The sequence below is a fragment of the Corticimicrobacter populi genome (assembly GCF_003123725.1).
GTDB lineage: Bacteria > Pseudomonadota > Gammaproteobacteria > Burkholderiales > Burkholderiaceae_B > Corticimicrobacter > Corticimicrobacter populi.
Window position 1 is genome coordinate 79,174 of record NZ_QETA01000002.1, and the last position, 25,527, is coordinate 104,700.

Here is a 25,527-nt window from a genome sequence, read left to right on the forward strand (position 1 = left end):
TTTCGTGCCGCGCTTGCATGTCGTTCGACTCTCCCTCGTCCATGGTCGGCCGCACAGTTTCACCAGTCTTGGGACGCTGTACGGCTATAGGGCATCACCATTCATGTATATCCAGATACTCTCTTTCATCGGCGCTGCCTTCCTGTTGCTGACGCTCAGCCGTCTGGGGCTGGCGCTCTGGCAATGGCGACGCGTGTCGGCCGTGCACGGTCTTGGCTGCGTGATGCTGGGGGGGCTGCGCATTGATGCGCATCTGGTGGCGCTCGGTGTGGCTCCCGGACTGTTGCTGGCACCGTGGATGGATGGCGTGCCTACCGCCATGTGGCTGCTGGGGTTGTGGCTGCAGATCGTATGGCTGCTGATCTGCCTGCTGGAGTTGTCGACGCCGCTGTTTATCGTGGAATACGATACCCGGCCCAACCGGATCTATATCGATTACCTCAAGTACCCGCAGGAAGTGTTCGGCATGCTATGGCGCGGCTACCGGGGAACGGCAGTACTGGTGCTGGTGTTGCTGGTTCTGGTCGGCTGGATCGGGCATGGTCTGTTTGCCGCAGGGCGTCCCACGCTGGATGGCATGGGCTGGCTGATGCGGGCGGTGCTCTGGCTGGCCGGTGTCGCCTTGGCCTTCCTGGCGATTCGCGGTACTTTGCGGCATCGTCCGATCAACCCGTCGAACGTGGCATTCTGCGGCGATGCGCTGGTCAATACCCTGCCGCTCAATTCGCTTTACAACGTCCTGTACGCAGCCTATTGCCTGAAAAATGAGCGCGCACCTGCCGATGCCTATGGCAAGCTGCCTGATGAGGTGGTGATCGATACGGTACGCCGTTGTGCCGGGCTGGCGGGCGAGGTCATTGATCCGGCCATTCCGACGCTGCACGCCGTCAGGACGTCGCAACTGGCGAAAGGGCAGCGGCGTCCGCGCAACGTGGTGGTGATCGTCGAGGAAAGCTTGGGCGCACGATTTACCGGCTTTCTGGGGGACACGGCCCTGACGCCATGCCTGGATGCGCTGAGCGCAGAGGCCTGGACCTTCACTCGGGCCTATGCCACCGGGACCCGTTCGGTGCGTGGGCTGGAGGCGCTGGTGGCAGGTTTTCCCCCGGCCCTGTCCGAGGCCGTGTTGCGGCTACCGGATACGCAGTCGCGCTTTTTCACGCTGGCACAGTACCTGCGTCCACAGGGCTACAAGTCCCACTTTGTCTATGGGGGCGAGGCCCACTTCGACAACATGAAAAGTTTTTTCATGGGCAACGGCTTTGATGTCCTGCACGACCAGCCGACTTTCCTGAAGCCGGCTTTTTCGGGCACCTGGGGCGTGAGCGATGAGGACATGTTCGGGCGGCTTCACGATATCCTGTCCGCACCCTCCGAGCAGCCGCAACTGGTGCTGGCGTTTTCGGTGTCCAACCATTCTCCCTGGGAATATCCTGCTGGCCGGATCGAACCGGTGGGCGAGCCGGCCTCGGTCGAAAATACGGTGCGCTATGCAGACTGGGCGCTGGGCCGCTTTTTCGAGCAGGCGCGTACGCAGCCCTACTGGGAAGACACGCTGTTTCTGGTGGCGGCCGATCATGATGCTCGCGTGGGCGGACGGGATTGCATCCCTCTGCGGCATTTCCATATACCGGCCCTGATCCTGGGCGGCAGTGTCGTGCCCCGGCTGGATGCCCGCATCGTCAGTCAGATCGACCTGCCGGTCACGCTGCTGGGGCTGTTGGGGGGCAATGCCATGCATCCGATGATTGGCCATGATCTGAACGATCCGGCGGCAGGTGGACGGGCCCTGATGCAATATGGGGAAAATTTCGGTTATCTCAAGGGCGACCTGCTGACGGTGCTGGAGCCTCAGCGGGCTCCGACGCTATGGCGCTATGGCCTGCCGGACAGCTACCAGTCGCTGGATGTCGATGCGGATTTGGCCCGCGAGGCCTTGGCTCATGCCCTGTGGCCACATCAGGTCTACCGCGCGCGCGGCTATACGCTGCCGGGTTGCTGATTGCCCGGCACATGGGCTCCGGGCACGAAGGTCAGCCGAAATGTCGTGCCGGGTTCCCGGGCGGGGACGACTTCCAGTTTCCAGGACAGGCGTTCGCAGATCAGTGACACGATGAACAGGCCCAGTCCCGAGAGCGCCGTCAGTTCTCCGATATCGGCACCCGGATCGTTCAGATAGGCGAGGTAGCCTTTGGGCAGTCCGGGGCCATGATCCTGTATTTCTACACTGTGCGTATCGATCCTGACCTGGATGCTGCCGTCGGTGTGCTGGACGGCGTTCTGGATCAGGTTGCGCAACAGCATCCTGACCAGCGTGGGATCGGCATTGACGCTGGCCTCGACACGCGCGTCGAGGATGATGCGTCCTGCTGCGTCCGTATGGCGCGCAAGATCGTCACTGATTTCCTGCAGCAGCAGGGACAGGTCGATGCGGCTCCTGCGCTCGGAAGAGGACGACTTGCGACGCGTCAGTTTCAGGATGACGTCGATGTTGGCCGTCATCTCGTCCACTGCACGACGCATGCGCAGCAATGGCTTGCGGGCCGAACTTTCGAGTCCGCCACGTTGCTCCAGCACATCGAGCGCGCCAGCAATCACGGCAATCGGGGTGCGCAGTTCGTGGCTGGCCAGTCCCATGAGGGATTGTTCCCTCCTGACATAGTGCTCCAGTTCACCCAGGAACCGGTTGAAGGCACGGGCAATGGCCTCCAGTTCTGTTGCGTGAGGGTAGCTTTCCGGCAGCCGGGGCATGTGGGGAGCCGGTGCCGTGCCGCGAATGTGGTCGCTCAGCGTATGCACCGGTGAGGCCAGGCGCCGGCCCGTCAGCCGTGCCAGCAGGATGCCGAGCAGTATCACGCCTACGCCCAGCAGGAGCAGGAAACGGTGGAATACCGACTCACGGTATTCGAACAGTGAAATGTCGCGGGCCAGATAGAAATGGCCGCCCCTGACTGCGCTGGTGTTGATGAGGTAGGTTTGTTCTCCAAGCTCTATTTCGCCGGAGTAGGGGAAGGGGAGTCCCTGGAAGATGGATGGCAGTTTGTCGTCCGGTGCGATGCCCGGTGGGGTGTAGTAGGCCTGCAGGGTGTCCGTGTTCCAGACCAGTATTTCGTTGGGGCGGGCATTGTCCAGCAGTGATTCGCGCTCGGATTGCAGGTCGAGTTCAAGGATGGCACGCTCGAGGTTTTCATTGGCGACGAGTACGGAGGTCGCCGTCACGGCGAAGGTCACCAGTACGGCCGCCAGGACGGTATTGCGAATGCGCCTTTCAATGCTGGATGACGCCATGTCAGGCTTCCCCCGGCGGTGTCAACCGGTAGCCGCGGCCGTGCAGCGTCTGTATCAGGTTGACGCCCAGCGCCTGCTGCAGGAGCTTGCGCAGGGTATAGACATGGGTACGCAGGGTATGGGGCTCGACCTCGCGTTCTCCCCAGAGCATTTGCCCCAGTTGTTCGTAGGACAGGAAGTTCGGGTAGGCGCGTACCAGCGCTTCGGTGATGTGGGCCTGCATGCCGGAAAGCTGCAGCGGGCAGGCTCCCGGCAGGCGCAGGCGCAACGTGCCCGGCTCGAATTCGATGCAGCCCGCTCGCAGGATATCTGCCTCGGGCCGACCGCGCCGATGCAGCGCGTCGATGCGCATGGCCAGTTCCTTCAGGTTGAACGGCTTGACCAGATAGTCGTCGGCACCCTGGCTGAATCCTTCGACCTTGTCGTCGATATGGTCCTTGGCCGTCATCATGATGATCGGGGTCGTGCTGTGCAGGTCGTGACGAATGCGCTGGCAGAGTGTGAATCCCGACATGCCCGGCAACATGACATCCAGGGCGATGACATCGTATTCATGCGTGGCGACCTGATGCAGTGCGACCACGCCGTCATAGGCGAAGTCGAGAACATAGCGGTCGTTGTCGAGATATTCGCCGATGTTCGCTGCCAGGGCGGGGTTGTCTTCGACGATCAGGACGCGGATCGGGGCTGTACTCATGGTGTCGGAGATCCAGGTGGAACGAGGGGCGGAACCTGCAATAAATCAAACCGGCGGTTGGAGAATACGGGAGGGGGGGCACCGGTCAGCAACCGGATGGCATCGGATTGCTGCCTGGGCGTTGCTAGATAATAGCCTGCCGGATAGCGACTGCGCAGGCCTTCCAGCTCGTCCCGGGGTGCCGCCAAGACCCGTTCCCGGGCGTAGTATCGGGCGGAAAATGGCCTTGCGTCCAGATAATACAGGGGTTGCGATGGCTGGCTTCGCACCGCATGGTAGGCGACCAGCGAACGCTCGGACTTGAGCAGGTCGGGATCGATGGCAATGACCAGCCCGGCAGCCAGGGTGATGGCCGGGACCAGCATGGCCAGGCGCAGATAGCCTGCCTGCAGGCCCGTGTTGCCGGGTAGCTCCGCTGTGCGGGAACCGGGGCGTGGCAGTGCGACGGCCAGCAGGATGGCAAAGCCCGGCAGGGAGGGTTGAACATAGGTCCACAGGATGTTGCCGGCCAGGGAAAAGAAAACGGGGGTGGACAGGGACCAGAGCAGCAGCAGGCGGATGGCCGGATCGGCCAGGCGGGTTTTCAGTGCGCGGCGCAGAGCATGGGTGCGCAGGTTGGTACCCAACAGCCAGATCGCAACCAGGCTCCATGGAAAGGCTGCCAGCATGGCATCGAGCCAGATGCTGCCATATGGGCGCCTGTGTGCGCTGCCGTAAAGGTCGCCTTGCCAGCCGGGATCCACGAAGCGAGCAAAATGCTCGCCCAGCAGGAAGTAGCGCAGAAAGCCGGGCGTCTTGATTTCGGCGCAGATATACCAGGGCAAGGTCAGTGCCAGGACCAGCAGCAGGCCGGGTATCCAGCGGATGGGCTTTTCTGCCGAATCGGGACTGCGGCACCAGATATGCCAGGCCAGCAGGATCAGGCTGACCAGCACGATGGCGAGCGGCCCTTTGGCCAGCAGGCCCAGCGACAGGCCGCCAAAGAATCCGAGATGCCAGATCAGGCGTCCGTCTTCACGCAAGCGGGTATACGTGGTCAGGCTCAGGGTGATGGCCAGTGCCAGCCAGGGGTCGAGCATGACCGCGCCGGCCATCAGGAAGGGCAGCAGGGAGCTTGCGTAGATCAGTGCTGCCATGCGTGCAGTCTGCAGGCCGAACTGATGACGGCTCCAGTTGAACAGAAGCGCCAGTGTCGCGATGGAGGCCAGCAGCGAGGGCAGGCGGACGGCCAGATCGCTGTAGCCGAACACTTGCAACGACAGCGCCGACATCCAGAAGGCCAGCGGTGGCTTGCCCCAGAATGGCTTACCGGGCTCGAACCAGGGCGTGATCCAGTCGCCGCTGGCCGCCATCAGGCGGGCCATTTCGGCATAGCGGGGTTCGGAGTTGTCGGCCATGGGCGTCAACGCCATCAGGACCAGTCGTACTGACAGTGTCAGGAGCAGTATCCAGGCCCAGGCCGGCACCTTGCTATGCATGCGCATGATGTGTCTCTTCTGTGTGCTGGCGGGCGTAGGCTGGCGGGCTTTGCAGGATGTCCCGTACCAGGAACAGGGGGCGTTGCTTGGCCTCGATATACGTCTTGCCGACATACTCACCCAGCAGTCCCAGGGCGATCAGTTGTGCGCCACCCAGGATGGACATGATGGCGACCAGCGATGGATAGCCTTGTACCGCTTCACCGAGCATGACTGTCTTGATGGCAATGAATGCACCGTAAGCCAGTCCTGCGGTCGCCGTGACTGCGCCCAGCCCCGCCGTCCAGCGCAATGGCCTGACAGAGAAAGACGTGATGCCCTCCAGTGCCAGCGCCAGCAGGGCACGGTAGCCCCATTTGGTGGTGCCGGCGGCGCGGGGGGCCCGGTCGTAGAACATGACCGTGGTGGGGAAACCGACCCAGGCAAACAGGCCTTTCATGTAGCGGGTTCGCTCCGGGAGCTGGTTGAGCGCCTGTACTGCTCGCCGGCTGAGCAGCCTGAAGTCGCCCGTATCCGGAGGGATGGGCGCATTGCTGAGGTGGCCCAGCAGACGATAGTAGAGATGGGCGCTCAGTTTCTTGTGCCAGGGCTCACCGGCCCGGCTGCGACGACGCATCGCGACTACGTCGGCACCGGCTCGCCAGGCAGCCAGCATGTCCGGAACCAGTTCGGGCGGGTCCTGGAGGTCGGCATCCAGGATGATGGTGGCCTCTCCTGAACAATGCTGCAGGCCGGCCGACATGGCGGCTTCCTTGCCGAAGTTGCGGCTCAGGCGGATCAGTTTGAGGTTGTCGTGCGAGCAGACGTGCGCGGCCAGCCAGTCGGCACTGCCGTCACGGCTGCCGTCATCGACGAAAATGATTTCATGGCTGCAGTCAAGGGCGGTCAGCACGGTGCCCAGGCGTTCGAGGCACAGCGGCAGGACCTCGATTTCGTTGTAGACCGGAATCAGGATCGACAGGGTCGGACTGTGACGGGTCTGGGTGGAATAGGAAACAGGCAGGCGTGCGTTCATGAGAAGACGTACCTTTTGAATAGCCAGTAGTTGAGAAACACCAGCAGCAGGGTCGTGCTGGCCTGGGCAGCGAGCGGTGCGAAATGCAGCCCGTTATGCAACAGAAGAAAGAAAAGTCCGTTAAGCAGCCAGCCGACGCCCAGTGCAGCCAGGTAGCGTCGCATGGTTGCGAGCTGGCCGCGATGGGGGTGGAACACTATGTCGCGCTGCAGTCGGTAATTGACGACGGCACCTGTCAGTGCCCCCGTCATGGCGGCGGGGGTGGGAGGCATGCCATGCAGCAGCAGGGTCTGCATGATGCCGTAGTGAAGGGCGGTGGCTGTGCCGCCTCCCATCAGGAAGCGGGCGAAGCGCGGGAGCCAGGAAGAAAGCACGGTATGACGACGCACTGTGATTGAAGTGCGTCCATCATAGGAACCGTGCTGTCAAGATTGCGTCAAGGATGCATCATGGTTTGGTCAAACCCGTCGTAGCCGTACTGTTGCAGGTGCCGCTGCCAGCGCCAGCGCAAAGCGCCGCAGTTCATCGCGCCGGAAGACATGCAGCGTGACGGTCTGCCCGGATTGGTAGCGTGACAGCAGCTCGTCCAGCTTGCTGTCGGCCGTGACGCGCAGGCCGTCGATGGCGACCAGCACATCGCCGGCCGAAAGGCCTGCCTCATGCGCCGGCCCCTGTTCGTAGACTGTCCGCAGTACCAGGTCGCTGCCTTGCTTGCGGGTGGTGGCTCCCAGCACAGGCGCGGCATGTTCAGGCCGCTTGCTTTCCACGCGGATGCCCTGTGGAGCCAGCAATTCGGCCAGCGGCACATCGGCTGTGCCTTCGACCCAGGCGGCAATCGCGGCACCGACATCCACGCCCGTGGCTTCCAGGATCAGCGCCGGCATGGCGGTTTCGGGCAGGCCGTTGCGGGCCTGGAGATCACGGGCGTAGAAATCGCGACCATAACGCTGCCACAGCAGCGCCATGACATCATCAAGCGAACGGCTGTTGCCGGTGGCCTGCCGGATGGTCAGGTCCAGGCCCAGTGCGGCCAGCGCCCCCTTGGCGTAGTAGCTGACGATGGCGTTGGGCGAGTTCTCGTCCTGCTTGTAGAAGCGGGTCCAGGCATCGAACGAACTCTGGGCAATCGACTGCTTGTGGCGGCCGGGTCCGGCCTGCACCTGGTTGATCGTCTTGGCGAGCATCTCCAGGTACTGTGCCTCGGTGATCAGGCCGGTGCGCACCAGAAAAAGATCATCGTAGTAAGACGTGAATCCTTCGAATACCCACAGCAGACGGGTGTGATTTTCACGGGCAAGATCGTAGGGGGCGAAGGCTGCAGGCTTGATGCGCTTGACGTGCCAGGTATGGAAATACTCATGGCTGACCAGTCCCAGGAAGGTGCGGTAGCCCTCGCTCTGACGGCGGTCGCCAAAAACGGGTAGGTCGCTGCGCGAGGCCATCAGGGCCGTCGAGGCGCGATGCTCCAGACCGCCGTAGTCGCTGCCGGTCACCATGGTCATGAAGACATAGCGCTCGGCACTGTCGAGGAACGGAGCCCGCTTGCTTTCCGGCTCAAAGAACGCGATCTGGGCTTCGCAGATGGCACGGACATCCGCTGCCACGCGCGACAGGTCGAGGTTGGGGATGACGCCGGTAAAGACCAGTTCGTGCTCCGCGCCGTGCGCCTGGAAGGTAATGACCTGCGGCGTGCCCATTTCGACGGGATGGTCGATCAGCGCATCGTAGTCGGGGGCCCGGTACAGCCCGAAACCGTGTCGTACGGCCGCACCCGGCAGGCCGGTGGCCTCGGGCAGGCTGGTATGCACGCTCCAGTCAGAATGCGGCTCGGGCGGACGGATATCGAGCAGGCAGGGCAGGTGCTCCAGCCCGTGAGGTTGCAGGAACACGCTGGTGCCGTTGAAGAAACCGTGGGTTTCATCCAGATGCGCACTGCGTACTGACAGGTCCCAGGCGTAGACGGTATATTCAATGACGAGCGTGCCCTTGCAGGGGGCGATGCGCCAGCGCTGGCTGTCGAGTTTTTCCACGGCCAGGGCACGGCGTCCGCTGCGTGCGGACAGGGCCTCGACCTGACGGGCGAAGTCGCGGATCAGATAGCTGCCTGGTATCCATGCAGGCAGCGAAACGACCTGGCCCTCGGGGTCGGGCTGTGCAATCGTCAGGGTGATCTGGAAGCGGTGCCCGGACAGGTCGGCGGGCAGCAGTCGGTAATGCAGGTGCGGAGTCTGAGTGTTCATATCGTTATCTTACTAAAAGCAGACAAGGAGACAGGAAATGATCGAGTCAGTCGTATTGCGCGAGGTACGAGGCCGTGTCGGCATTCTCACGCTGAACCGTCCCAAGGCGCTGAATGCGCTCAACGATGATGTGATGGATGCACTGGGCGTGGCGCTGTTGGAGTTCGATGCCGATAACGATATCGGAGCCATCGTGATCACCGGCAGTGAAAAGGCCTTTGCCGCTGGCGCCGATATCACGGTGATGAAGGACCTGAACTATGTCGAGGCGTTGCGCTCGGATTTCATCACCCGCAACTGGGAAACCATCCGCCGTGTGCGCAAGCCGGTGATTGCTGCCGTGTCGGGCTACGCGCTGGGCGGCGGCTGCGAGCTGGCCATGATGTGCGACATCATCATCGCGGGCGACAATGCCCGCTTCGGCCAGCCCGAGATCAAGCTGGGCATCATGCCGGGAGCCGGTGGCTCGCAGCGGTTGCCGCGTGCGGTGGGCAAGTCCAAGGCCATGGACCTGGTGCTGACGGCCCGCATGATGGATGCCGCCGAAGCCGAGCGTGCCGGGCTGGTGTCACGCGTGGTGCCGGCCGAGCGGGTGCTCGACGAGGCCATCGAGGCGGCCACTGTGATTGCCTCGATGTCGCTGCCCGCCGTCATGCTGGCCAAGGAAGCCGTCAATCGCGCCTACGAGACCCCGCTGGCGGAAGGGCTGCTATTCGAGCGCCGCGCCTTTCATGCGCTCTTCAGCACCGAAGACCAGAAAGAGGGCATGGTGGCTTTCGTCGAGAAACGGCCGGCGACGTTCGTGCATCGCTGAGACTGATGCCATTAATTCATGAATACAAACAGGAACAACATGTCGGCGCAACAGAAGAAATTTGAGCAATTCAGGGCTTTGCACCAACGGCCCACGGCCTTCGTCATTCCAAATCCGTGGGATGCGGGTTCAACCCGGCTGTTGACCAGCCTGGGTTTTGAGGCGCTTGCCACGACGAGTGCCGGATATGCTTTCTCACGGGGACGTCGAGACTCCCTGGCCGGCCTGGCCCGCGATGAAGTATTGGTAAATGCTGCTGAGATCGTCGATGCGACACATCTACCTGTGTCTGCGGATCTCGGTGATGGCTTTGGTGCTGATGCCGAAACTTGCGCAGAAACGATTCGTGAAGCGTCGTTGACCGGGCTGGTGGGCGGGTCGATTGAGGATGCGACCGGCGATCCCGACAGGCCGGTCCATGCGTTTGCACATGCAGTCGAACGCGTGCGTGCGGCAGCCGAGGCAGCACGAGATCTGCCCTTTGTCCTGACTGCGCGGGCGGAGAATTATCTGTATGGTATCGAGAGCCTGGACGATACGATCAAGCGGCTCCAAGCTTTTGCCGAGGCTGGCGCAGAGGTGCTTTATGCGCCTGGGCTACCCGATCTTGACGCAATCAGGACGGTATGTCGAGAGGTAGATAAGCCAGTGAATGTGGTGATGGGACTCAAGGGGCCTGTCTATTCTGTATCCGAGCTTGAGGATGCCGGTGTGCGTCGTATCAGTGTGGGGGGATCAATGGCGCGCGCGGCCTTGGGTGGCCTGATGCGTGCTGCTGAAGAGGTGCGTACGTCTGGCACCTTTACTTACGCTGCTGCCGCGTTGCCCGGGTCGGTTATTTCAGCACTGATGGTCGAATGATCCAGCCTGCCAGCGAACATAAATACAAAAAAGGGCTGGTATCAAGCCTCGCATGTAAATCACGCAAGACATTGAAAATGTATACGGGAATGGCCGGTTTCGACGATAACCGAAAATGCGTTACCCTGAATGGGTGATCGCCGGAGATCCTGTGGGATGCCGGCGTCGCGTTTTCTTATCGTGGATCATACAAGGATATATACCGGATGCAGGATCAAACCCCGTTTCGACCTCAGATTGCTTCCCTTTTACATTTGCGACATAGCGGAGGCGTGCTGGCACGCATCCTGGCTGGCCTGTGCCTAGCGGTCGGGCTGCAGGCAGGCGCTCAGGCGGCGACTGCCGCGTGTGAAGTGGATCGTCCGGTACGATTTGGCGGTATGAACTGGGAGTCCAACCTGCTTCTGGTCGAAATCGAACGAAGCATTCTGGAAAATGGCTATGGCTGTAAAACACAGGTAGAGCCGGGTGAAACGGTTGCGATGATTGCAGCGCTCGAACGGGGCGATGTCGATATCAACAGTGAAATCTGGCCCAACCAGACGCAGCATGCCTGGGGCAAGGCCTTGGAGTCAGGCAAGGTCATTGGCGTGGGCCATATCTTTACTTCCGAAGAAGGGTGGTATATCCCGCGTTATACCGCCAAGCGCTATCCGGATATCCGTGATGCACGGGATCTGTTGAAACATGCCGATGCCTTCGTGGATCCAGAGGATCCTTCGCGCAGCATCGTATATGGCTGCCCAGTGGGCTGGACTTGCGAGACGGTCAACCAGAACCTGTTGCGTGCACTGGATATGGATAGCCAGTTCTCTGTATTGTCACCGGGTAACGGTGCTGCCCTCAAGGCAGCCATTCAGTCGAACTATCGCCGTCAACGTGATATCGCTTTCTATTACTGGTCGCCGACGCCACTGGAAGGCTCACTGGATCTGGTCAGGCTGGAGTTGCCAACTTTTGACGAGCAGGCTTATGTGTGTTTGACGCGGCAGGGCTGCGCAGACCCCCAGCCATCGGATTTCCAGCCCAACAATGTGATGACAGGCCTGAACAAGGCGTTTGCAGAACAGGCACCTGCTGTGGCGGAGTTCTTTTCCAGGGTCAACATACCGCGTGAGGTCATCAGTGCCATGTTGGCGCGTATGGAGTCCGATAGCCTTGAATATGCAGAAGCAGCCCGGCTGTTCTTGAGGGAACATGGGCAATATTGGCAGCCGTGGGTACCAGCCGATGTCGCCCAGCGGGTTCAGGCTGCGCTTTAGATGACAACCTATAGTAGAATGCGAATGTTTTTCAGTATTGTGTCTGTCTGAGCGATACCTGCCACGCCTTTTCTGCCGCCACTTCAGGGTGTGCGGCATTTCGCATGCTGCGTATATGTCCACCCTCCATCCTCTGACCCGCACGCTGTTGGCTCATTGTGAAGAGCTGGTGTTGTATGTGCAGCAGCGTTTTCCCGGTCGGGACTTTGCGCGCGATGTGATCCACGAAGTCTGCGTGCAATTGCTGTGCCAGCCGCCCAGGGAACCGATTGCCAAGCCGCTGGCGTACCTGCGCCGCATGTCGCTGCATCGCGCCGTGGACTGGTGCCGACAGCCTGCCTGGCGCAACCAGTCGATGCTGCCCGAGACGGAGGCGTCAGAACCCTGGCATAGCGAAGATGGTGCCTGCCTGCTGGATTTCCAGCAGCAACTGCGTATCCTGATCAATATCATCGAAGCGCTGCCGCCGCGGCCCCGGCAATGTTTTTTGCTGCATCGTATCCATGGCATGGCGCAGGCCGAGATTTCTGATGCAATTGGGATCAGCCGCAATGCGGTCAGCCAGCATATCAGCACGGCTGTTCGCCAGATTCGTAAGGGCTGGGAGCCGGCGCGACGCTATCTCGCTGCGTCGACGCGGCCCGCAGATGGCCTGGCCAGTGATGCCGATGTGTGCGCGCAGATGTCTCCAGCCTGCTCGGCAGTAGAGTGCTGATGCGGTATTCCCAAGAGTCGTCACAGTGGTCGGGGCAGGTACCGCACGGGGAAGAGGCCTCTCCTGATCCCTGCATGACCGAAGAGGTCACGGCAGCGCTGCGTCAGCATTTTCCATCCCGAGAGGCCTTGCTCGAAGAGGCTCGGCAGCAGACAGCTCAACAGAAAAGGCGTCGGAGGCGGGCCGTGGCCATTGTCGCGCTCTGCCTGCCCATCTGCGCTGTGGCAACCCTGTTGTGGCAGGATCCGGTCTGGCAGGTCGAAACATTGCAGACGGCCGTGGGCGAGCAGCAGCGCTATACCTTGCCCGACGGGAGTCTGGTGGCGCTCAATACGAATAGCGTACTGCGTCTGGAGCGTCGCCTGCGGACCCGCAGCCTGGTCTTGGAGCAGGGCGAGGCGAGCTTTACGGTGGCTGCCGACTGGCGCCCGTTCATCGTGCGCAGTGGTGCCGCCTGGGTGCGTGATATCAGTACCGAATTCAGTGTGCTCAGGTATCGGGATCGCAGCCAGGTGACCGTCCTGGAGGGGGCTGTCGAGGTGGCAAGGCTGGAGTCCGGGAACGGGCCGGCCGATCGACGGCAGATGTTGCGGGCTCGGCAGCAACTGAGCATGCCAGATCATGCGTTGCCGGATGCAGCGTTGCCTGGGATCGAAGAAGTCGACCTGGCTGTCAGCCGGGCGTGGCAGCAGGGTCGCCTGGTATTCAATGGTACGCCGCTGGTCCAGGTAATCGACGAAATCCAACGCTACCGGGCCGCGCCTGTCACGGTCGCCGATGGGCTGGGCGCATTGCGTCTGTCGGGTGTTTACGATATCCGCGACATGGATGCCTTGCTGCAGGCCTTGCCGCGCGCCTTGCCGGTACGGTTGCAGCGCCATGCGGACGGGCGAGTCAACATCGAGCCCGTCCCAGGCCGCAATTTTGCTGGTGCTGCGTCAAAAAAGTAATTATTTGTAAATTTTCCTCATCATTGACCGGGCCGATACGCCATGTGAGTGGAATGTCCTGAATAGAACCTCACTTTGCAAGCGAGCATGCCCGTGTCCTCCCTCCCTCATTTCCGTCTGCGCCTCGGCTTCATGGCCGTGGCCGCTACCCTGGCCTGCGTGGCCCAGGCCCAGTCACAGATACAGTCCGTTTCCAGTGTCCAGATCGATGCCCAGCCGTTGGGGCAGGCACTCAATGCGCTGGCCCTGCAGACCGGTGCCCGTATCGTGTTCGCCAGTGATCTGACCGAACACAAGCAGGCCGGTGCGCTGCGTGGTGATTACACGGTGCAGCAGGCCGTGACGCAATTGCTGGCCGGCAGTGGTCTGGTGGCGGATTTCAGTGGCAATGAAGTGGTGATCAGGCTGGCAGGCAATGCCGCGCGTGCGTCGGATGAAGTGACGGCCTTGTCTCAGGTGGTGGTGACGGCCTCGCGCAATGAGCGCTATCTGAGCGAATTACCCATGTCGGTCAGTGCCATCAGTGCGCAAGAACTGGAACGCAATCCTCAGACCAGTGTCGTGGCCCAATTGCAGCAGACGCCCGGGGTGCTGGCGTCCGGCACCAATGAGGCCGGCAGCCAGAAAATTTCCATCCGGGGCAATTCCTATACCCGGACCCTGGTACTGATCGATGGTGTGCGCGCCTCCGATTTCCGGGGGCTGGGCGGTGTCGGTAGTATTGGCCAGACGGTCAATCCGGCGGATATCGAGCGCATCGAAGTCATCAAGGGGCCGTCTTCGGTTCTGTATGGTTCGGATGCGATCGGGGGTGTCGTCAACATCATCACCAAGAGCGGCCTGCGTGCCGATCGTCCGCTGCAGGGGGCGGTGAGCATGCTGTATGACTCATCCAGCCGCAGTTTCGAGCCGAATGTGTCGCTGTCGGGAGCCGCGCGGGGCTTCAGCTATCGCCTGTCGGGCAACGGACTCAACGCCCAGGATCGCAGAACGCCCGATATGACGCTGCCGTACAGCCAGTATCGTCAGCGCAACTACAACGGCCGGCTCGACTATACCTGGGACGATGGGCGTGTCGAGTTCGCCGTGGACCGGCACACAGGATCGTTCGATGCCACGCCGACCTGGTTCAACGCCGCCAACGGCACGAATTATCCGCTTGATGCCGATGACTACACGGCGGCAACAGGACGCTACTATGTGCCCAAAAATGACCGCACTACCTATCGTACCAAGCTGGAATTGACCAACCTGGGTGAATATCTGAGCGGGTTGACCGTGTCGCTCTACCACCAGGATCTGACGACACGCTCCGCGACCGACTTTGTCTGGTCGGGTGTGCCCCAGACGCAATTCGAGTTCAAGCACAAGGCTTACGGCGGCAGCGTACAAAGCAACTGGCAATTGGGTGATGCGCATTTTGTCACGCTGGGCCTGGATGCCGACCATACCGAGTACAAGGGCGTCGATGACTTCTTTACCGCAGGTGTACAGACCAGCAGCGACCGTACCTCTGGCACCGAGCGCAGTATTGCGCTTTTCGTTCAGGATGAATGGAGCCTGACGGACAATACCGTGCTGACGGCAGGGTTGCGCAATACCTGGACGCGTGTCGAACTCGACAGGTCCGACCGCTATCCCGATCGCACCAACAGCAGCAGCACCAGCCGTCCTGTCGCCAGCCTGGGGGTGGTGTATTCCGGAATTGAAAATACCCAGTTGCGTGCCCTGTTCTCGCAGGGTTTTCGTAATCCCAACATGTATATCAGCTACATGGGCTCCAGCAACGGGAACCGTCACGTCCTGCCCAATCCGGATCTGAAGGCGGAAAAATCCAATAACTACGAAATTGGTGCCCGCTACAACAATGGCAATCTGGATGCTGATCTCAGCCTGTTCTACAGCGACATCCGTGATGGCATCCGGATGGTGACGCTGCGTCGTGGGCCGGGTGGGGTCGAGATGCAGAACCAGAACGATGACAAGACCCGCAGCTATGGTGCCGAACTGGCCGTCAGCTATGCCATCGACGGGACCGGCTTCACGCCCTATGCCAATCTCAGCCTGCTGCGCTACAAAACCATCAAGCGCGGGTTCTCGACCACGGACAACGGTGTGCCTTCGGCCTGGGGCACGTTGGGCCTGAAATGGGAAACCAACCTGCAGGATGGTAGCAACCTGTTTGCTGACGGGCAACTGGTCACGTCGCGTGGCGCACACTCGGAAATCGTCAACGACCTGACGGGTGTGGCTTCGGGCAGTGAGTATCGCTCCGGCTGGAGTGTCGCCAACCTGACGGTGGGACTGCAGAAGAAAACCTCCACCCTGACCTACAACGCCACGCTCAGTCTGCGCAACCTGTTTGACCGCAGCTATACGCCTGCACCGGGTGGCTACCTGCCCGAGCCGGGCCGGCATGTGGTGGCTACGGTGGGCATCGAGTTCTGATCGGCATGACCCCATGAAAAAAGCGATCCTGGCCGTGTGGCAGGATCGCTTTTTTTGTCACCGGGCTGCGGCCCGGAAGCTGGATGGCTGTCGAGATTCAGGCACCCATGCCGCCCAGGCACAGGTACTTGACCACCAGGTAGTCGTCCATGCCATAGCGCGAGCCCTCGCGGCCCAGACCCGACTGCTTGACGCCGCCGAAGGGCGCGACCTCGTTCGAGATCAGGCCGGTGTTGATGCCGACCATACCGTATTCGAGTGCTTCGGCCACGCGCCAGACGCGCTGGATGTTGTTGCTGTAGAAATAGCTGGCGAGACCGAATTCGGTGTCGTTGGCCATGGCGATCACGTCTTCATCGGTCTTGAAGCGGAACAGCGGGGCCAGCGGGCCGAAGGTTTCCTCGCGGGCCACGCGCATCTCGGGGGTGGCACCCACCACCACGGTCGGCTCGAAAAAGGAATGGCCCAGTGCATGCGGCTTGCCGCCGACCAGCACCTTGCCGCCCTTGGCGACGGCATCCTCGATGTGTTCCTGTACCTTGGCCAGGGCGGCATCGTCGATCAGCGGTCCCAGATCGACACCCTTGTCGGCCCCGTTGCCCACCCGCAGCTTGCTGACGGCAGCGGCGAGTTTTTCGGCAAAGGCGTCGTACACGCCATCCTGCACATACAGGCGGTTGGCGCAGACGCAGGTCTGGCCGGCATTGCGGTACTTGGACGCAATGGCACCCTCGACGGCGGCATCCAGGTCGGCATCGTCGAACACGATGAACGGCGCGTTGCCGCCCAGTTCGAGCGACAGCTTCTTGATTGTGTCGGCACTCTGGCGGAACAGCAGGCGACCGACTTCGGTCGAGCCGGTAAAGGTCAGCTTGCGCACGGTCGGGTTGGAGGTCATTTCGCCGCCGATGGCACGGGCCTCGCCGGTGACGACGCTGAAGATCCCGGCCGGGATGCCGGCTTCCTCGCCCAGTACGGCCAGCGCGAGCGCCGACAGCGGCGTGGCCTCGGCCGGCTTGAGCACCATCGGGCAGCCGGCAGCCAGCGCCGGTCCGGCCTTGCGGGTGATCATGGCGGAGGGGAAGTTCCACGGTGTGATCGCCGCGCAGACCCCGATGGGCTCCTTGACGACGATCAGGCGACGGTCGGCTGCCGGCGTGGCCAGGGTGTCGCCCTGCACGCGCTTGCCTTCCTCGGCAAACCACTCCAGGAACGAGGCGGCGTAGACGATCTCGCCACGCGCTTCGGCCAGCGGCTTGCCTTGCTCGGCCGTCATGATGGCCGCCAGGTCATCGGCATTGGCCAGCATCAATTCGTACCAGCGACGCAGGATGGCGCAGCGCGCCTTGGCGGTCAGGCGTCGCCAGGCTGGCCAGGCGGCATTGGCCGCTTCGATGGCCCGGCGTGTCTCGGCCTGGCCCATGCGGGGCACGTGGGCGACGACTTCGCCGGTGGCCGGGTTGCGGACTTCGACGGTATTGCCCTGGTCAGCATCGATCCACTGGCCATTGATATAGGCCTGTTGACGCAGGAGTTGTGGGTTCTTTAGCGAAAGCATGGCATTCCTCTGAGGCAAGGGGGATGTACGCGAGGGGTCAGGCGCTCATCCGGGTTTTCTGGCTGATGCGACCGCGCAGCCATTCGAGCACCAGCAGCAGGCTGGTCGACAGCACGATCAGGATCGTTGCCAGCGCGGCAATGGTCGGGCTGATGTTTTCTCTGATGCCTGTAAACATCTGGCGCGGCAGCGTGACCTGCTCGGCACCTGCCAGGAACAGCGTGACCACCACTTCGTCGAACGAGGTGGCAAAGGCAAATAATGCACCCGAAATGATGCCCGGCGCAATCAGCGGCAGGGTGATCCGGAAAAAGGTGTACAGCCGGCCCGCGCCCAGCGACAGACTGGCCCGCACCAGATTGTGGTTAAAGCCCTGCAGCGTGGCCAGCACCGTGGTCAGCACGAAGGGGGCACCCAGCGCGGCGTGTGCCAGGATCAGCGCGGTGTAGCTGTCGGACAGGCCCAGCGGGGCAAAGAACAGGTACATGCCGACACCGACCACGATCACCGGCACGATCATGGGCGAGATCAGGATCGCCATCAGCAGGCCCTTGCCGCGGAACTCGGCCTTGACCAGCCCGGTGGCGGCCAGGGTGCCCAGCACCGTGGCGATGGCGGTGGCGGCCGGCGCGACGATGAAGCTGTTCTTGGCAGCGCGTATCCATTCGGGAGCCTCGAGCAGGTTTTCGTACCAGCGCAGCGAAAAGCCCGGGATCGGATAGGCCAGGAAACTGCTGCTGGAAAAAGACAGCGGCACGATGGCCATGATGGGCAGGATCAGGTACAGAAGAATCAGTACGCAGATGACGCGCAGCGCCACGTACCAGATCCGTTCGGACCACAGCATGCTGGGCGGGAAGTCGGGTATCAGTCGTTTCATGGTCAGTCCTTGTTCCGGGCCGGGTCAGCGCGCCGTTGCCTGGGTGCCGGGGCGGGTGATGCGCTGGTAAACGGCGTACAGCACCAGCGTGGCGGCCAGCAGCAGTGCGCCCAGCGCGCAGGCCATGCCCCAGTTCACCACCGTGTTGGTGAAGTAGGCGATGTAATAGCTCACCATCTGGTCATTGGGGCCGCCCAGCAGGGCCGGGGTGATGTAGTAGCCGATGGTGGTGATGAAAACCAGCAGGGCACCCGCTGCCACGCCGGCATAGGTCTGCGGCACATAGACCTTCCAGAAGGCGGCGAACGGATGGCTGCCGAGCGAGATCGCGGCGCGCTGATAGGTGGGCGGGATGGACTTCATCACGCTGTAGAGCGGCAGGATCATGAAGGGCAGCATGATGTGCACCATCGAGATGTAGATGCCCGGACGGTGGAACAGCAGCAGCAAGGGCTGATCGATCAGACCCAGTGCCTGCAGGCCGCTGTTGATCAGGCCGGATTGCTGCAGCAGCACGTTCCAGGCGGCGATGCGCACCAGCACCGAAGTCCAGAATGGAATCAGCACGCAGATCATCACCAGGTTGGCCCCCCGCGCCGACAGCGTCGAGGCCCAGTAGGCCAGCGGAAAGGCGATCAGCAGCGTGATCAGCGTCGAGACCAGGCCGATCCACAGCGTGCGACCGAAAATATCGAGATAGATGGCGCTGTCGGGATCGGCTGGAATGATGTTGCCGAAATTGTCCTGCTGACGGTCCAGCGAGGCCAGCAGATAGGAGGCCGTATGCGGCGAGGCATGCTTGGCGATGGCCTGCCAGTATTCAACCTTGCCCCAGCGTTCATCCAGCGCGATCAGTGCCGTGCGGGCGTCGCCTTCGAGGGGCATGGCGCGAGCCGTCTTGGTGACCAGCGAACGGTAGCCGCTGATCTCGTTGTTCAGCCGCCGCGCCAGGTTGCCGATCAGGGCGGCACCGGTTTCACGGGATTGCTGCAGGTCGAGGGCCAGCGCATCGTAGGCAGGCTGCCCGGGCAGGTCCTGGCGGCTCCAGTCGTGCAGCGCTGCCACGGTGTTGGGCAATGCATTGGCGACTTCGGGATTGGCCACGGCACGCTGCAGCAGGGTGCCGATCGGCACTAGGAAAATGACCAGTACGAATACCGCCAGCGGAGCGATCAGCAGCAGCGCCTGGCTCTTGCGGCGCCACTCGGCCATGCGCAGTTCGCGCTTGAGCTGGCGCATGTCCGGCTCGGCGGTGGACAGGCCCGGTGCAAGGACGGCTTGGTGGTTCATGATGACTCCGGAAAGCGGCAGAACGGGTGTCTCGGGCAGTGTCCGGCAGGGCGGCGGTGCATTGTGCACCGTCCTGCCGGACGGCCCTTCAGGGTTTAGCGGGCGGCCCAGGCGGTGAAGCGCTGTTGCAGCTCTTCACCGTGGTCGGTCCAGAACTCACCGTTCATCAGCACGCCGACCGACGCGTTGGCAGGTGCGCTGGGCAGATCGGCCAGCACCTTGGCGTCGAGGTTTTCGAGCGCCTTGACGTTGACCGGGCCGTAGGCGATGTTCTGGGCGTAGACCGTCTGGTTCTCGGGCTGGCTGGCATGCTTGATGAAGTCATAAGCCAGATCGGTGTTGGGCGTGCCTTCCGGGATGACCCAGTAGTCCAGGTCATAGATGCCGCCATTCCAGGCCACGGCCAGCGGACGGCCTTCGCGACGGGCCGCATCGATGCGGCCGTTGAAGGCGGTGGACATCACCACGTCGCCGGCAACCAGGAACTGCGGAGGCTGTGCACCGGCTTCCCACCACTGGATGTGCGGCTTGAGTTCGTCCAGCTTCTTGAAGGCGCGATCCACGCCTTCCTTGGTGGCGAGTACCTCGTAGACGTCCTTGGCGGGCACGCCGTCGGCCATCAGGGCGAACTCGAGGTTGTACAGCGCCTGCTTGCGCATGCCGCGCTTGCCGGGGAATTTCTCGATATCCCAGAAATCGGCCCAACTGGTCGGCGCGGTCTTGAGCTTGTCGGCATCGTAGGCCAGCACGGTGGACCAGACGAAGGTGCCGACGCCGCATTCGGTCACGGCTTCGGGAATGAAGTCGGCCTTGTCGCCCACGCGGCTCCAGTCGATACGCTGGTACAACCCTTCGTCGCAGCCACGGGTCAGGTCGCCGGTCTCGACTTCGACTACATCCCAGGTGACATTGCCGGCTTCGACCATGGCCTTGACCCGGGCCTGCTCACCGTTGTACTCGACCCCGATGATGCGGTTGCCGGTCGCTTTTTCGAAGGTATCCACATAGGCCGTTTTCTGGGCATTGCCATTGGCACCCCCGAAGTTGACGACCGTCAGGTCCTTGGCGCTGGCCCCGAAGGCCAGGCATGCGGTTGCGGAGAGGAAACACACTTGACGCAGAGAGAACGGGAAAGCCATGGTAATACCCCCTTGTGTTTTATGCGGAAAGGCGTGTCTGGCGACACGGTGCTGCAGGATTGCTGTGATGACAGAGGTGAATGCAAAGCAGACTGCGGAAAATCGTGCAGCGTCTACGCGAGGCCGTACCGGTTTCAGGCGTAGATGCGCAGGTGCTCGGGCAGGAATTCCAGCGTGACCGGCGTATCCACGGTCATGCGATCCAGTCCGGGCGTGCCCAGCGGCACCTTGACGAAGCACTGGGGTTGGCCGGGCAAGGCGCATTGCAGGCGCACATGGTCACCGAAGTAGATCAGGCTGGAAACGGTACAGTTCAGGCGTTGCAGACCTGGGGTGACGGCGCTGTCTGCGGCAACCAGGCGCATGCGCTCCGGGCGGATGCTGGCAGTCGCCGGCTGGCCGGCGGCAAACGTGCCGATCAGGCGACCATGCACGGTCTGTCCATCGGGCAGGGCCAGGGCGCACGTGTCCGCATCCTGCTGAGTCAGCTTGCCAGCGAGGCGGTTGCTGTCGCCGATGAAGCCGGCCACGAACAGGTTGTCGGGTGTTTCGTAGAGGGCATCGACCGGATCGATCTGCTGGATGATGCCCTGGTCGAACACGGCGACCCGGTCACTCATGGTGAGGGCTTCGTTCTGATCGTGCGTCACATAGACGAACGTCATGCCGAGCTGGCTGTGCAGGGCCTTGAGTTCGATCTGCATGTGCTCGCGCAACTGTTTGTCGAGCGCGCCCAGCGGCTCGTCCATCAGCACCAGCTGCGGCTTGAAAACCAGGGCGCGGGCCAGCGCGATGCGCTGCTGCTGACCACCCGAGAGCTGGGCCGGATAACGGTCGCCGAACTTTTCCATGTGGACCATGGCCAGGGCTTCCATGATCCGCGTCTTGCGTTCGGCGGCGGACATGCCACGTACCTGCAGCGGATAGCCGACATTCTGCGCTACGGTCAGGTGCGGGAACAGGGCATAGTTCTGGAACACCATGCCGATATTGCGCTTGTGCGGCGGCACCCGGTTGAGCAACTGGTCGCCCAGCCGGATTTCGCCGCCGGTGGGGAATTCGAATCCGGCCAGCATCATCAGGCAGGTGGTCTTGCCCGAACCTGACGGGCCCAGCAGCGTCAGGAACTCGCCCTTGTAGATATCGAGGTCGAGGCTTTTGACGACGAGATTCTCGCCGTCGTAGGTTTTCTTGACGCCGCGAAAGCTGACGAGCACGTCCTGGCTGGCGGAAGAGTGGGTCATGATGCGAATTCCCCTTGGTAGTATCGGTATCGAGCGCTTTTATTATGGAGGTTGCGCCTGCCTGCTGGCGATCAGCCGCGCAGGGCGGCCTCCAGAATCTCCAGCGCTTCATCGAAGACGGCGTCCTCGATGGTCAGCGGGAACAGGAAACGAATGACGTTGCCGTAGGCACCGCAGGTCAGCAACAGCAGGCCGCGTTCCAGTGCGCGGGCCTGCACGGCCTTGGCGAAGTCGGCGTCGGGCTGCTCGTGCGTGCCGAACTCCACTGCGATCATGCCGCCGAGTCCGCGCACATCGCTGATCTGCGGCACGCTGGCACGCAGCCCTTCGAGTCGCTGGCGCAGGCGGTCGCCCAGGCGCTGGCTGCGGCCGGTCAGGTCTTCGTCGGCAATGATGTCGAGTACGGCATGGGCAGCGGCCACCGACAGCGGGTTGCCGGCGTAGGTACCACCCAGTCCGCCCGGTGCGGGCGCATCCATGATCTCGGCGCGGCCGCAGACGCCCGACAGCGGCATGCCGCCGGCCAGGCTCTTGGCGAAGGTGATCAGGTCGGGCAGGACGTCGAAGTGCTCACTGGCAAACAGCTTGCCGGTTCGCGCAAAACCGGTCTGCACTTCGTCGGCGATCAGCAGGATGTCGTACTGGTCGCAGATCTCGCGCAGGGCACGGAAGAATGCCGGCGGTACCGGGTTGAAGCCGCCTTCGCCCTGTACAGGCTCGATGATGATGGCGGCCACGCGGGTGGCTTCGATGTCGGCCTTGAACAGTTGCTGCAGGGCATGGACGGCCTGTTCCTGCGTAACGCCGTGCAGATCGCTGGGGAACGGCAGGTGGTGCACGTCGCCCGGAAAGGGGCCGAAGCCGATCTTGTAGGGGGCGACCTTGCCGGTCAGTGCCAGCGTCAGCAGAGTGCGGCCGTGGAAGCCACCGTTGAAGGCGATGACGCCGGGGCGGCCGGTGGCAGCACGGGCGATCTTGACGGCATTCTCGACGGCTTCGGCACCGGTCGTGAAGAATGCGGTCTTCTTGGCATGAGAACCGGGCGTGGCGGCGTTGATGCGCTCGGCCAGGCCGATATAGGATTCGTACGGCACGATCTGGTAGGCCGTATGCGTGAAGCGTTCAAGTTGGGCCGAGATGGCTTCGACGATGCGCGGGTGGCGATGGCCGGTATTGAGCACCGCGATGCCGGCCGCGAAGTCGATATAGCGCTTGCCTTCGACATCCCACAGTTCGGCGTTGAGTGCGCGGTCGGCGTAGAAAGAGCACATTACGCCAACGCCACGCGGGGAGGCGGCAAGGCGGCGTTGTTGCAATGACTGGTTATCCATGTTGGCTCCTGGTTCGGAAATGTTTTCCTGCAGCGATGTCCGCCCGGGCATCGGTTTATGGGCGTGCAGGAACAGTGTCTGCGGCTCAGTATAATGATGCGTGGATCTTTGGATTAGATCCAATTTTTATGCTTTGATGGGGCCACTCATTTCTCTAAGGGTTTGTACTAATTAGGGTTTTTGCGGATGGCACCTGTTTTTTTGTGGTGGGTTAATGCATGGATCCAACCCTGTCGGAATGGCTGGCTGCGCAACTATCGGAACCGTCCGATGAGCCTGCCTATCGCCGGCTGACGCACCTGTTCAAGCAGGCCATTCTCTCCGGTCAGATCGGTGGCGGCACCCGCCTGCCCTCGTCCCGCGCACTGGGGCAGGATCTGGGCATTGCCCGCAATACCGTGACCCATGTCTACGAGCAGTTGCAGGCCGAAGGCTATGTCGAGACACAGACCGGCAGTGGTACCTATGTGGCCGATACCAGCCCGGACATGAGTGGGGCACCGGTACGTAGCCGGCAAAGCCACCATGCGGCCCGCGACCATCAGCGGCTGTCGCGGCGCGGGCGGCGCACGATCGAACTGTCCGGCGTCAGCAAAGTGCAGTGGGGTGCATTCATGCCCGGCGTGCCGGACGTGACGGAGTTTCCCGTCAAAGTCTGGACCCGCCTGCAGAATCGCATCTGGCGAGGTGCCCGACCGGAGCAGATGACGTATGCGCAAGGTGGCGGTTATCCGCCGCTCAGGCGTGCCCTGGCCGAATACCTGCGGGTGTCGCGGGCCGCCAATTGCCAGCCCGAGCAAGTCATCATGACCACGGGTATCCACCAGTCGCTGGACCTGGCGATCCGCATGCTGTGCGATGTGGGAGACGAAGTCTGGGTGGAGGACCCCTGCTACTGGGGCGTGCGTAATCTGTTGCTGTCGTCCGGGCTGACGCCCGTGCCGATTCCGGTGGACAGCGAGGGCATCAATCCGTCTGCGCAGCAACTGGCGCGGCCACCGCGCATGATCATCTGCACGCCTTCACACCAGTATCCGCTGGGGTGCGTCATGAGCCTGGCGCGCCGCCGCATGCTGCTCGAATACGCCCGCCTGCATGGCTGCTGGATTGTCGAAGATGATTACGACAGCGAGTTTCGCTATGGCATCTCGCCGCTGGCCTCGCTGCAGGGGCTCGATCAGCACGGCAACGTGATCTATGTGGGCAGTTTCAGCAAGGTGTTGTTTCCCGGCCTGCGGGTCGGCTACATGGTGGTGCCGGACTCGATGGCCGACCTGTTTGCTTTGGGTCTGGCCGATCTCTACCGCGAAGGCCAGACCATGCTGCATGCCACGCTGGCCGAATTCATCTACGAAGGCTACTTGGGTACGCACATCCGGCGCATGCGGGGGCTGTACGCGGAACGGCGCGATATCCTGACGCGTGCCGTGCGCAGCCGCTACGATGACCGGCTGCCGATCCTGGGGGATGAAGCCGGCCTGCATCTGGTGCTGGCGCTGCCGCATTTGCAGGATGATTTCGGCGTCGTGCGCCAGGCCCTGGAGCGCGGCATCGTGGTGCGCCCGCTGCGCACCTACTACAGCTCGGCCAGCACGGCGCAGTCGGGGTTGCTGATGGGCTATGCCTGTGTCCCGCACGAGCGCATCGGGCCGGCCTTCGAAACGCTGGCGGAAGTGATTGACCACTGCAGCAAGGAAAAAGCCGGCATCTCCATGCAAACCAGCTAAAATTTGGTCATCCACTGAATACCGCAGGGTTCCTGCATACAGAACACATGGCTCTACTTTCCATTCTCCGTTATCCCGATCCGCGCCTGCACAAAATCGCCAAGCCGGTTGCTGTGGTCGATGACCGTATTCGCCAGTTGGTGCGTGACATGGCTGAAACCATGTACGATGCGCCGGGCGTCGGCTTGGCAGCAACCCAGATCGATGTGCACGAACGCCTTATCGTGATTGACGTCTCGGAAAATCATGATGATCTGTTGGTGCTGATTAATCCCGAGATCACATGGCGCAGCAACGAGTGCCAGACCTTCGAGGAAGGTTGCCTGTCGGTACCCGGCATCTACGACGAGGTCGAACGGCCGGCCCAGATCCGCTTCAGGGCGCTTGATGCCGACGGCAATTCGTATGAGAAAGAGGCAGACGGTCTGTTGGCTGTCTGCGTTCAGCACGAAATCGATCATCTGGACGGCAAGGTCTTCGTCGAATACCTTTCGCCGCTCAAACAGAACCGCATCCGTACCAAGATGCGCAAGCAGGAACGCCAGGCCGAGCGTGTCTGATGTGGGCAGCGCCGTGTCCGCGTTCTTGGC

At 62.1% G+C, this 25,527-nt stretch carries 21 protein-coding genes; 9 read left to right on the plus strand and 12 right to left on the minus strand.

Annotated elements, in window-relative coordinates; all coding sequences use genetic code 11:
• Positions 1-103 precede the first annotated feature (103 nt).
• A complete protein-coding gene (locus tag DD235_RS05640) occupies positions 104-2,002 on the plus strand; it encodes an LTA synthase family protein (RefSeq protein WP_109061100.1) in 1,899 nt (632 codons plus the stop codon).
• Here the strand turns inward: DD235_RS05640 and DD235_RS05645 are convergent.
• From DD235_RS05645 to DD235_RS05670, 6 genes are all read right to left on the minus strand, one after another.
• Positions 1,981-3,288, minus strand: coding sequence for a sensor histidine kinase (locus DD235_RS05645; protein ID WP_109061101.1), 1,308 nt, complete (start codon positions 3,286-3,288; stop codon positions 1,981-1,983). The two genes, DD235_RS05640 and DD235_RS05645, sit on opposite strands and share 22 nt — an antisense overlap.
• Position 3,289: 1 nt before the next feature.
• Positions 3,290-3,985, minus strand: coding sequence for a response regulator transcription factor (locus DD235_RS05650; RefSeq protein ID WP_109061102.1), 696 nt, complete (start codon positions 3,983-3,985; stop codon positions 3,290-3,292).
• Positions 3,982-5,469, minus strand: a complete 1,488-nt coding sequence (locus tag DD235_RS05655; RefSeq protein WP_162300422.1) for an ArnT family glycosyltransferase — start codon at positions 5,467-5,469, stop codon at positions 3,982-3,984. Before DD235_RS05655 ends, DD235_RS05650 begins: the two co-directional genes overlap by 4 nt.
• Entirely contained in the window at positions 5,456-6,478 is a 1,023-nt protein-coding gene (locus tag DD235_RS05660) for a glycosyltransferase family 2 protein (protein WP_109061104.1), read from the minus strand. The genes DD235_RS05655 and DD235_RS05660 overlap by 14 nt, the downstream gene beginning before the upstream one ends.
• Positions 6,475-6,867, minus strand: coding sequence for a GtrA family protein (locus tag DD235_RS05665; protein ID WP_109061105.1), 393 nt, complete (start codon positions 6,865-6,867; stop codon positions 6,475-6,477). The genes DD235_RS05660 and DD235_RS05665 overlap by 4 nt, the downstream gene beginning before the upstream one ends.
• Positions 6,868-6,936: 69 nt before the next feature.
• On the minus strand, positions 6,937-8,718 hold the full coding sequence (locus tag DD235_RS05670) for a M61 family metallopeptidase (protein ID WP_109061106.1): 1,782 nt from the start codon (positions 8,716-8,718) through the stop codon (positions 6,937-6,939).
• 37 nt (positions 8,719-8,755) lie between these two features.
• Between DD235_RS05670 and DD235_RS05675 the strand changes: the two genes are divergently transcribed.
• The 6 genes from DD235_RS05675 to DD235_RS05700 all read left to right on the plus strand — a co-directional run bounded on the left by DD235_RS05675 (position 8,756) and on the right by DD235_RS05700 (position 15,768).
• Positions 8,756-9,532 carry an enoyl-CoA hydratase gene (locus DD235_RS05675; protein ID WP_109061107.1) on the plus strand — a complete coding sequence of 259 codons (777 nt, stop codon included), beginning with the start codon at positions 8,756-8,758 and terminating at the stop codon, positions 9,530-9,532.
• A 39-nt stretch (positions 9,533-9,571) separates the two neighbouring features.
• Positions 9,572-10,393: an isocitrate lyase/PEP mutase family protein gene (locus DD235_RS05680; protein WP_109061108.1), complete on the plus strand. Its 822-nt coding sequence runs from the start codon at positions 9,572-9,574 to the stop codon at positions 10,391-10,393.
• 272 nt (positions 10,394-10,665) lie between these two features.
• Positions 10,666-11,655: an ABC transporter substrate-binding protein gene (locus DD235_RS05685; protein ID WP_239990051.1), complete on the plus strand. Its 990-nt coding sequence runs from the start codon at positions 10,666-10,668 to the stop codon at positions 11,653-11,655.
• Between the two features lie 115 nt (positions 11,656-11,770).
• A complete protein-coding gene (locus DD235_RS05690) occupies positions 11,771-12,370 on the plus strand; it encodes a sigma-70 family RNA polymerase sigma factor (RefSeq protein ID WP_109061110.1) in 600 nt (199 codons plus the stop codon).
• On the plus strand, positions 12,370-13,320 hold the full coding sequence (locus tag DD235_RS05695; protein ID WP_109061111.1) for a FecR family protein: 951 nt from the start codon (positions 12,370-12,372) through the stop codon (positions 13,318-13,320). Before DD235_RS05690 ends, DD235_RS05695 begins: the two co-directional genes overlap by 1 nt.
• 87 nt (positions 13,321-13,407) lie before the next feature.
• Positions 13,408-15,768 (plus strand): TonB-dependent receptor domain-containing protein, encoded by a 2,361-nt coding sequence (locus DD235_RS05700; protein WP_109061112.1) that lies wholly within the window; start codon positions 13,408-13,410, stop codon positions 15,766-15,768.
• A gap of 97 nt (positions 15,769-15,865) precedes the next feature.
• Here the strand turns inward: DD235_RS05700 and gabD are convergent, their stop codons facing one another.
• The 6 genes from gabD to gabT form a co-directional block, all read right to left on the minus strand.
• Positions 15,866-17,326, minus strand: coding sequence for an NADP-dependent succinate-semialdehyde dehydrogenase (gene gabD / locus DD235_RS05705; RefSeq protein ID WP_109061113.1), 1,461 nt, complete (start codon positions 17,324-17,326; stop codon positions 15,866-15,868).
• A 37-nt stretch (positions 17,327-17,363) separates the two neighbouring features.
• Positions 17,364-18,206 (minus strand): ABC transporter permease, encoded by an 843-nt coding sequence (locus DD235_RS05710; RefSeq protein WP_109061114.1) that lies wholly within the window; start codon positions 18,204-18,206, stop codon positions 17,364-17,366.
• A gap of 24 nt (positions 18,207-18,230) precedes the next feature.
• The gene (locus DD235_RS05715; RefSeq protein ID WP_239990052.1) at positions 18,231-19,496 is read right to left on the minus strand and encodes an ABC transporter permease; all 1,266 of its coding nucleotides are present in this window, start codon (positions 19,494-19,496) and stop codon (positions 18,231-18,233) included.
• A 95-nt stretch (positions 19,497-19,591) separates the two neighbouring features.
• Entirely contained in the window at positions 19,592-20,635 is a 1,044-nt protein-coding gene (locus DD235_RS05720; protein ID WP_239990053.1) for an ABC transporter substrate-binding protein, read from the minus strand.
• A 134-nt stretch (positions 20,636-20,769) separates the two neighbouring features.
• Positions 20,770-21,879 (minus strand): ABC transporter ATP-binding protein, encoded by a 1,110-nt coding sequence (locus DD235_RS16995; protein ID WP_109061116.1) that lies wholly within the window; start codon positions 21,877-21,879, stop codon positions 20,770-20,772.
• Positions 21,880-21,950: 71 nt separating this feature from the next.
• The gene (gene gabT, locus DD235_RS05730; protein WP_109061488.1) at positions 21,951-23,210 is read right to left on the minus strand and encodes a 4-aminobutyrate--2-oxoglutarate transaminase; all 1,260 of its coding nucleotides are present in this window, start codon (positions 23,208-23,210) and stop codon (positions 21,951-21,953) included.
• 218 nt (positions 23,211-23,428) lie between these two features.
• On the opposite strand from gabT, the gene pdxR reads away from it, so the two are divergent.
• Positions 23,429-24,937, plus strand: coding sequence for a MocR-like pyridoxine biosynthesis transcription factor PdxR (gene pdxR, locus DD235_RS05735; protein ID WP_109061117.1), 1,509 nt, complete (start codon positions 23,429-23,431; stop codon positions 24,935-24,937).
• A 47-nt stretch (positions 24,938-24,984) separates the two neighbouring features.
• Complete coding sequence (gene def / locus DD235_RS05740) at positions 24,985-25,497, plus strand: peptide deformylase (protein WP_109061118.1); 513 nt, start codon at positions 24,985-24,987, stop codon at positions 25,495-25,497.
• Positions 25,498-25,527 lie beyond the last annotated feature (30 nt).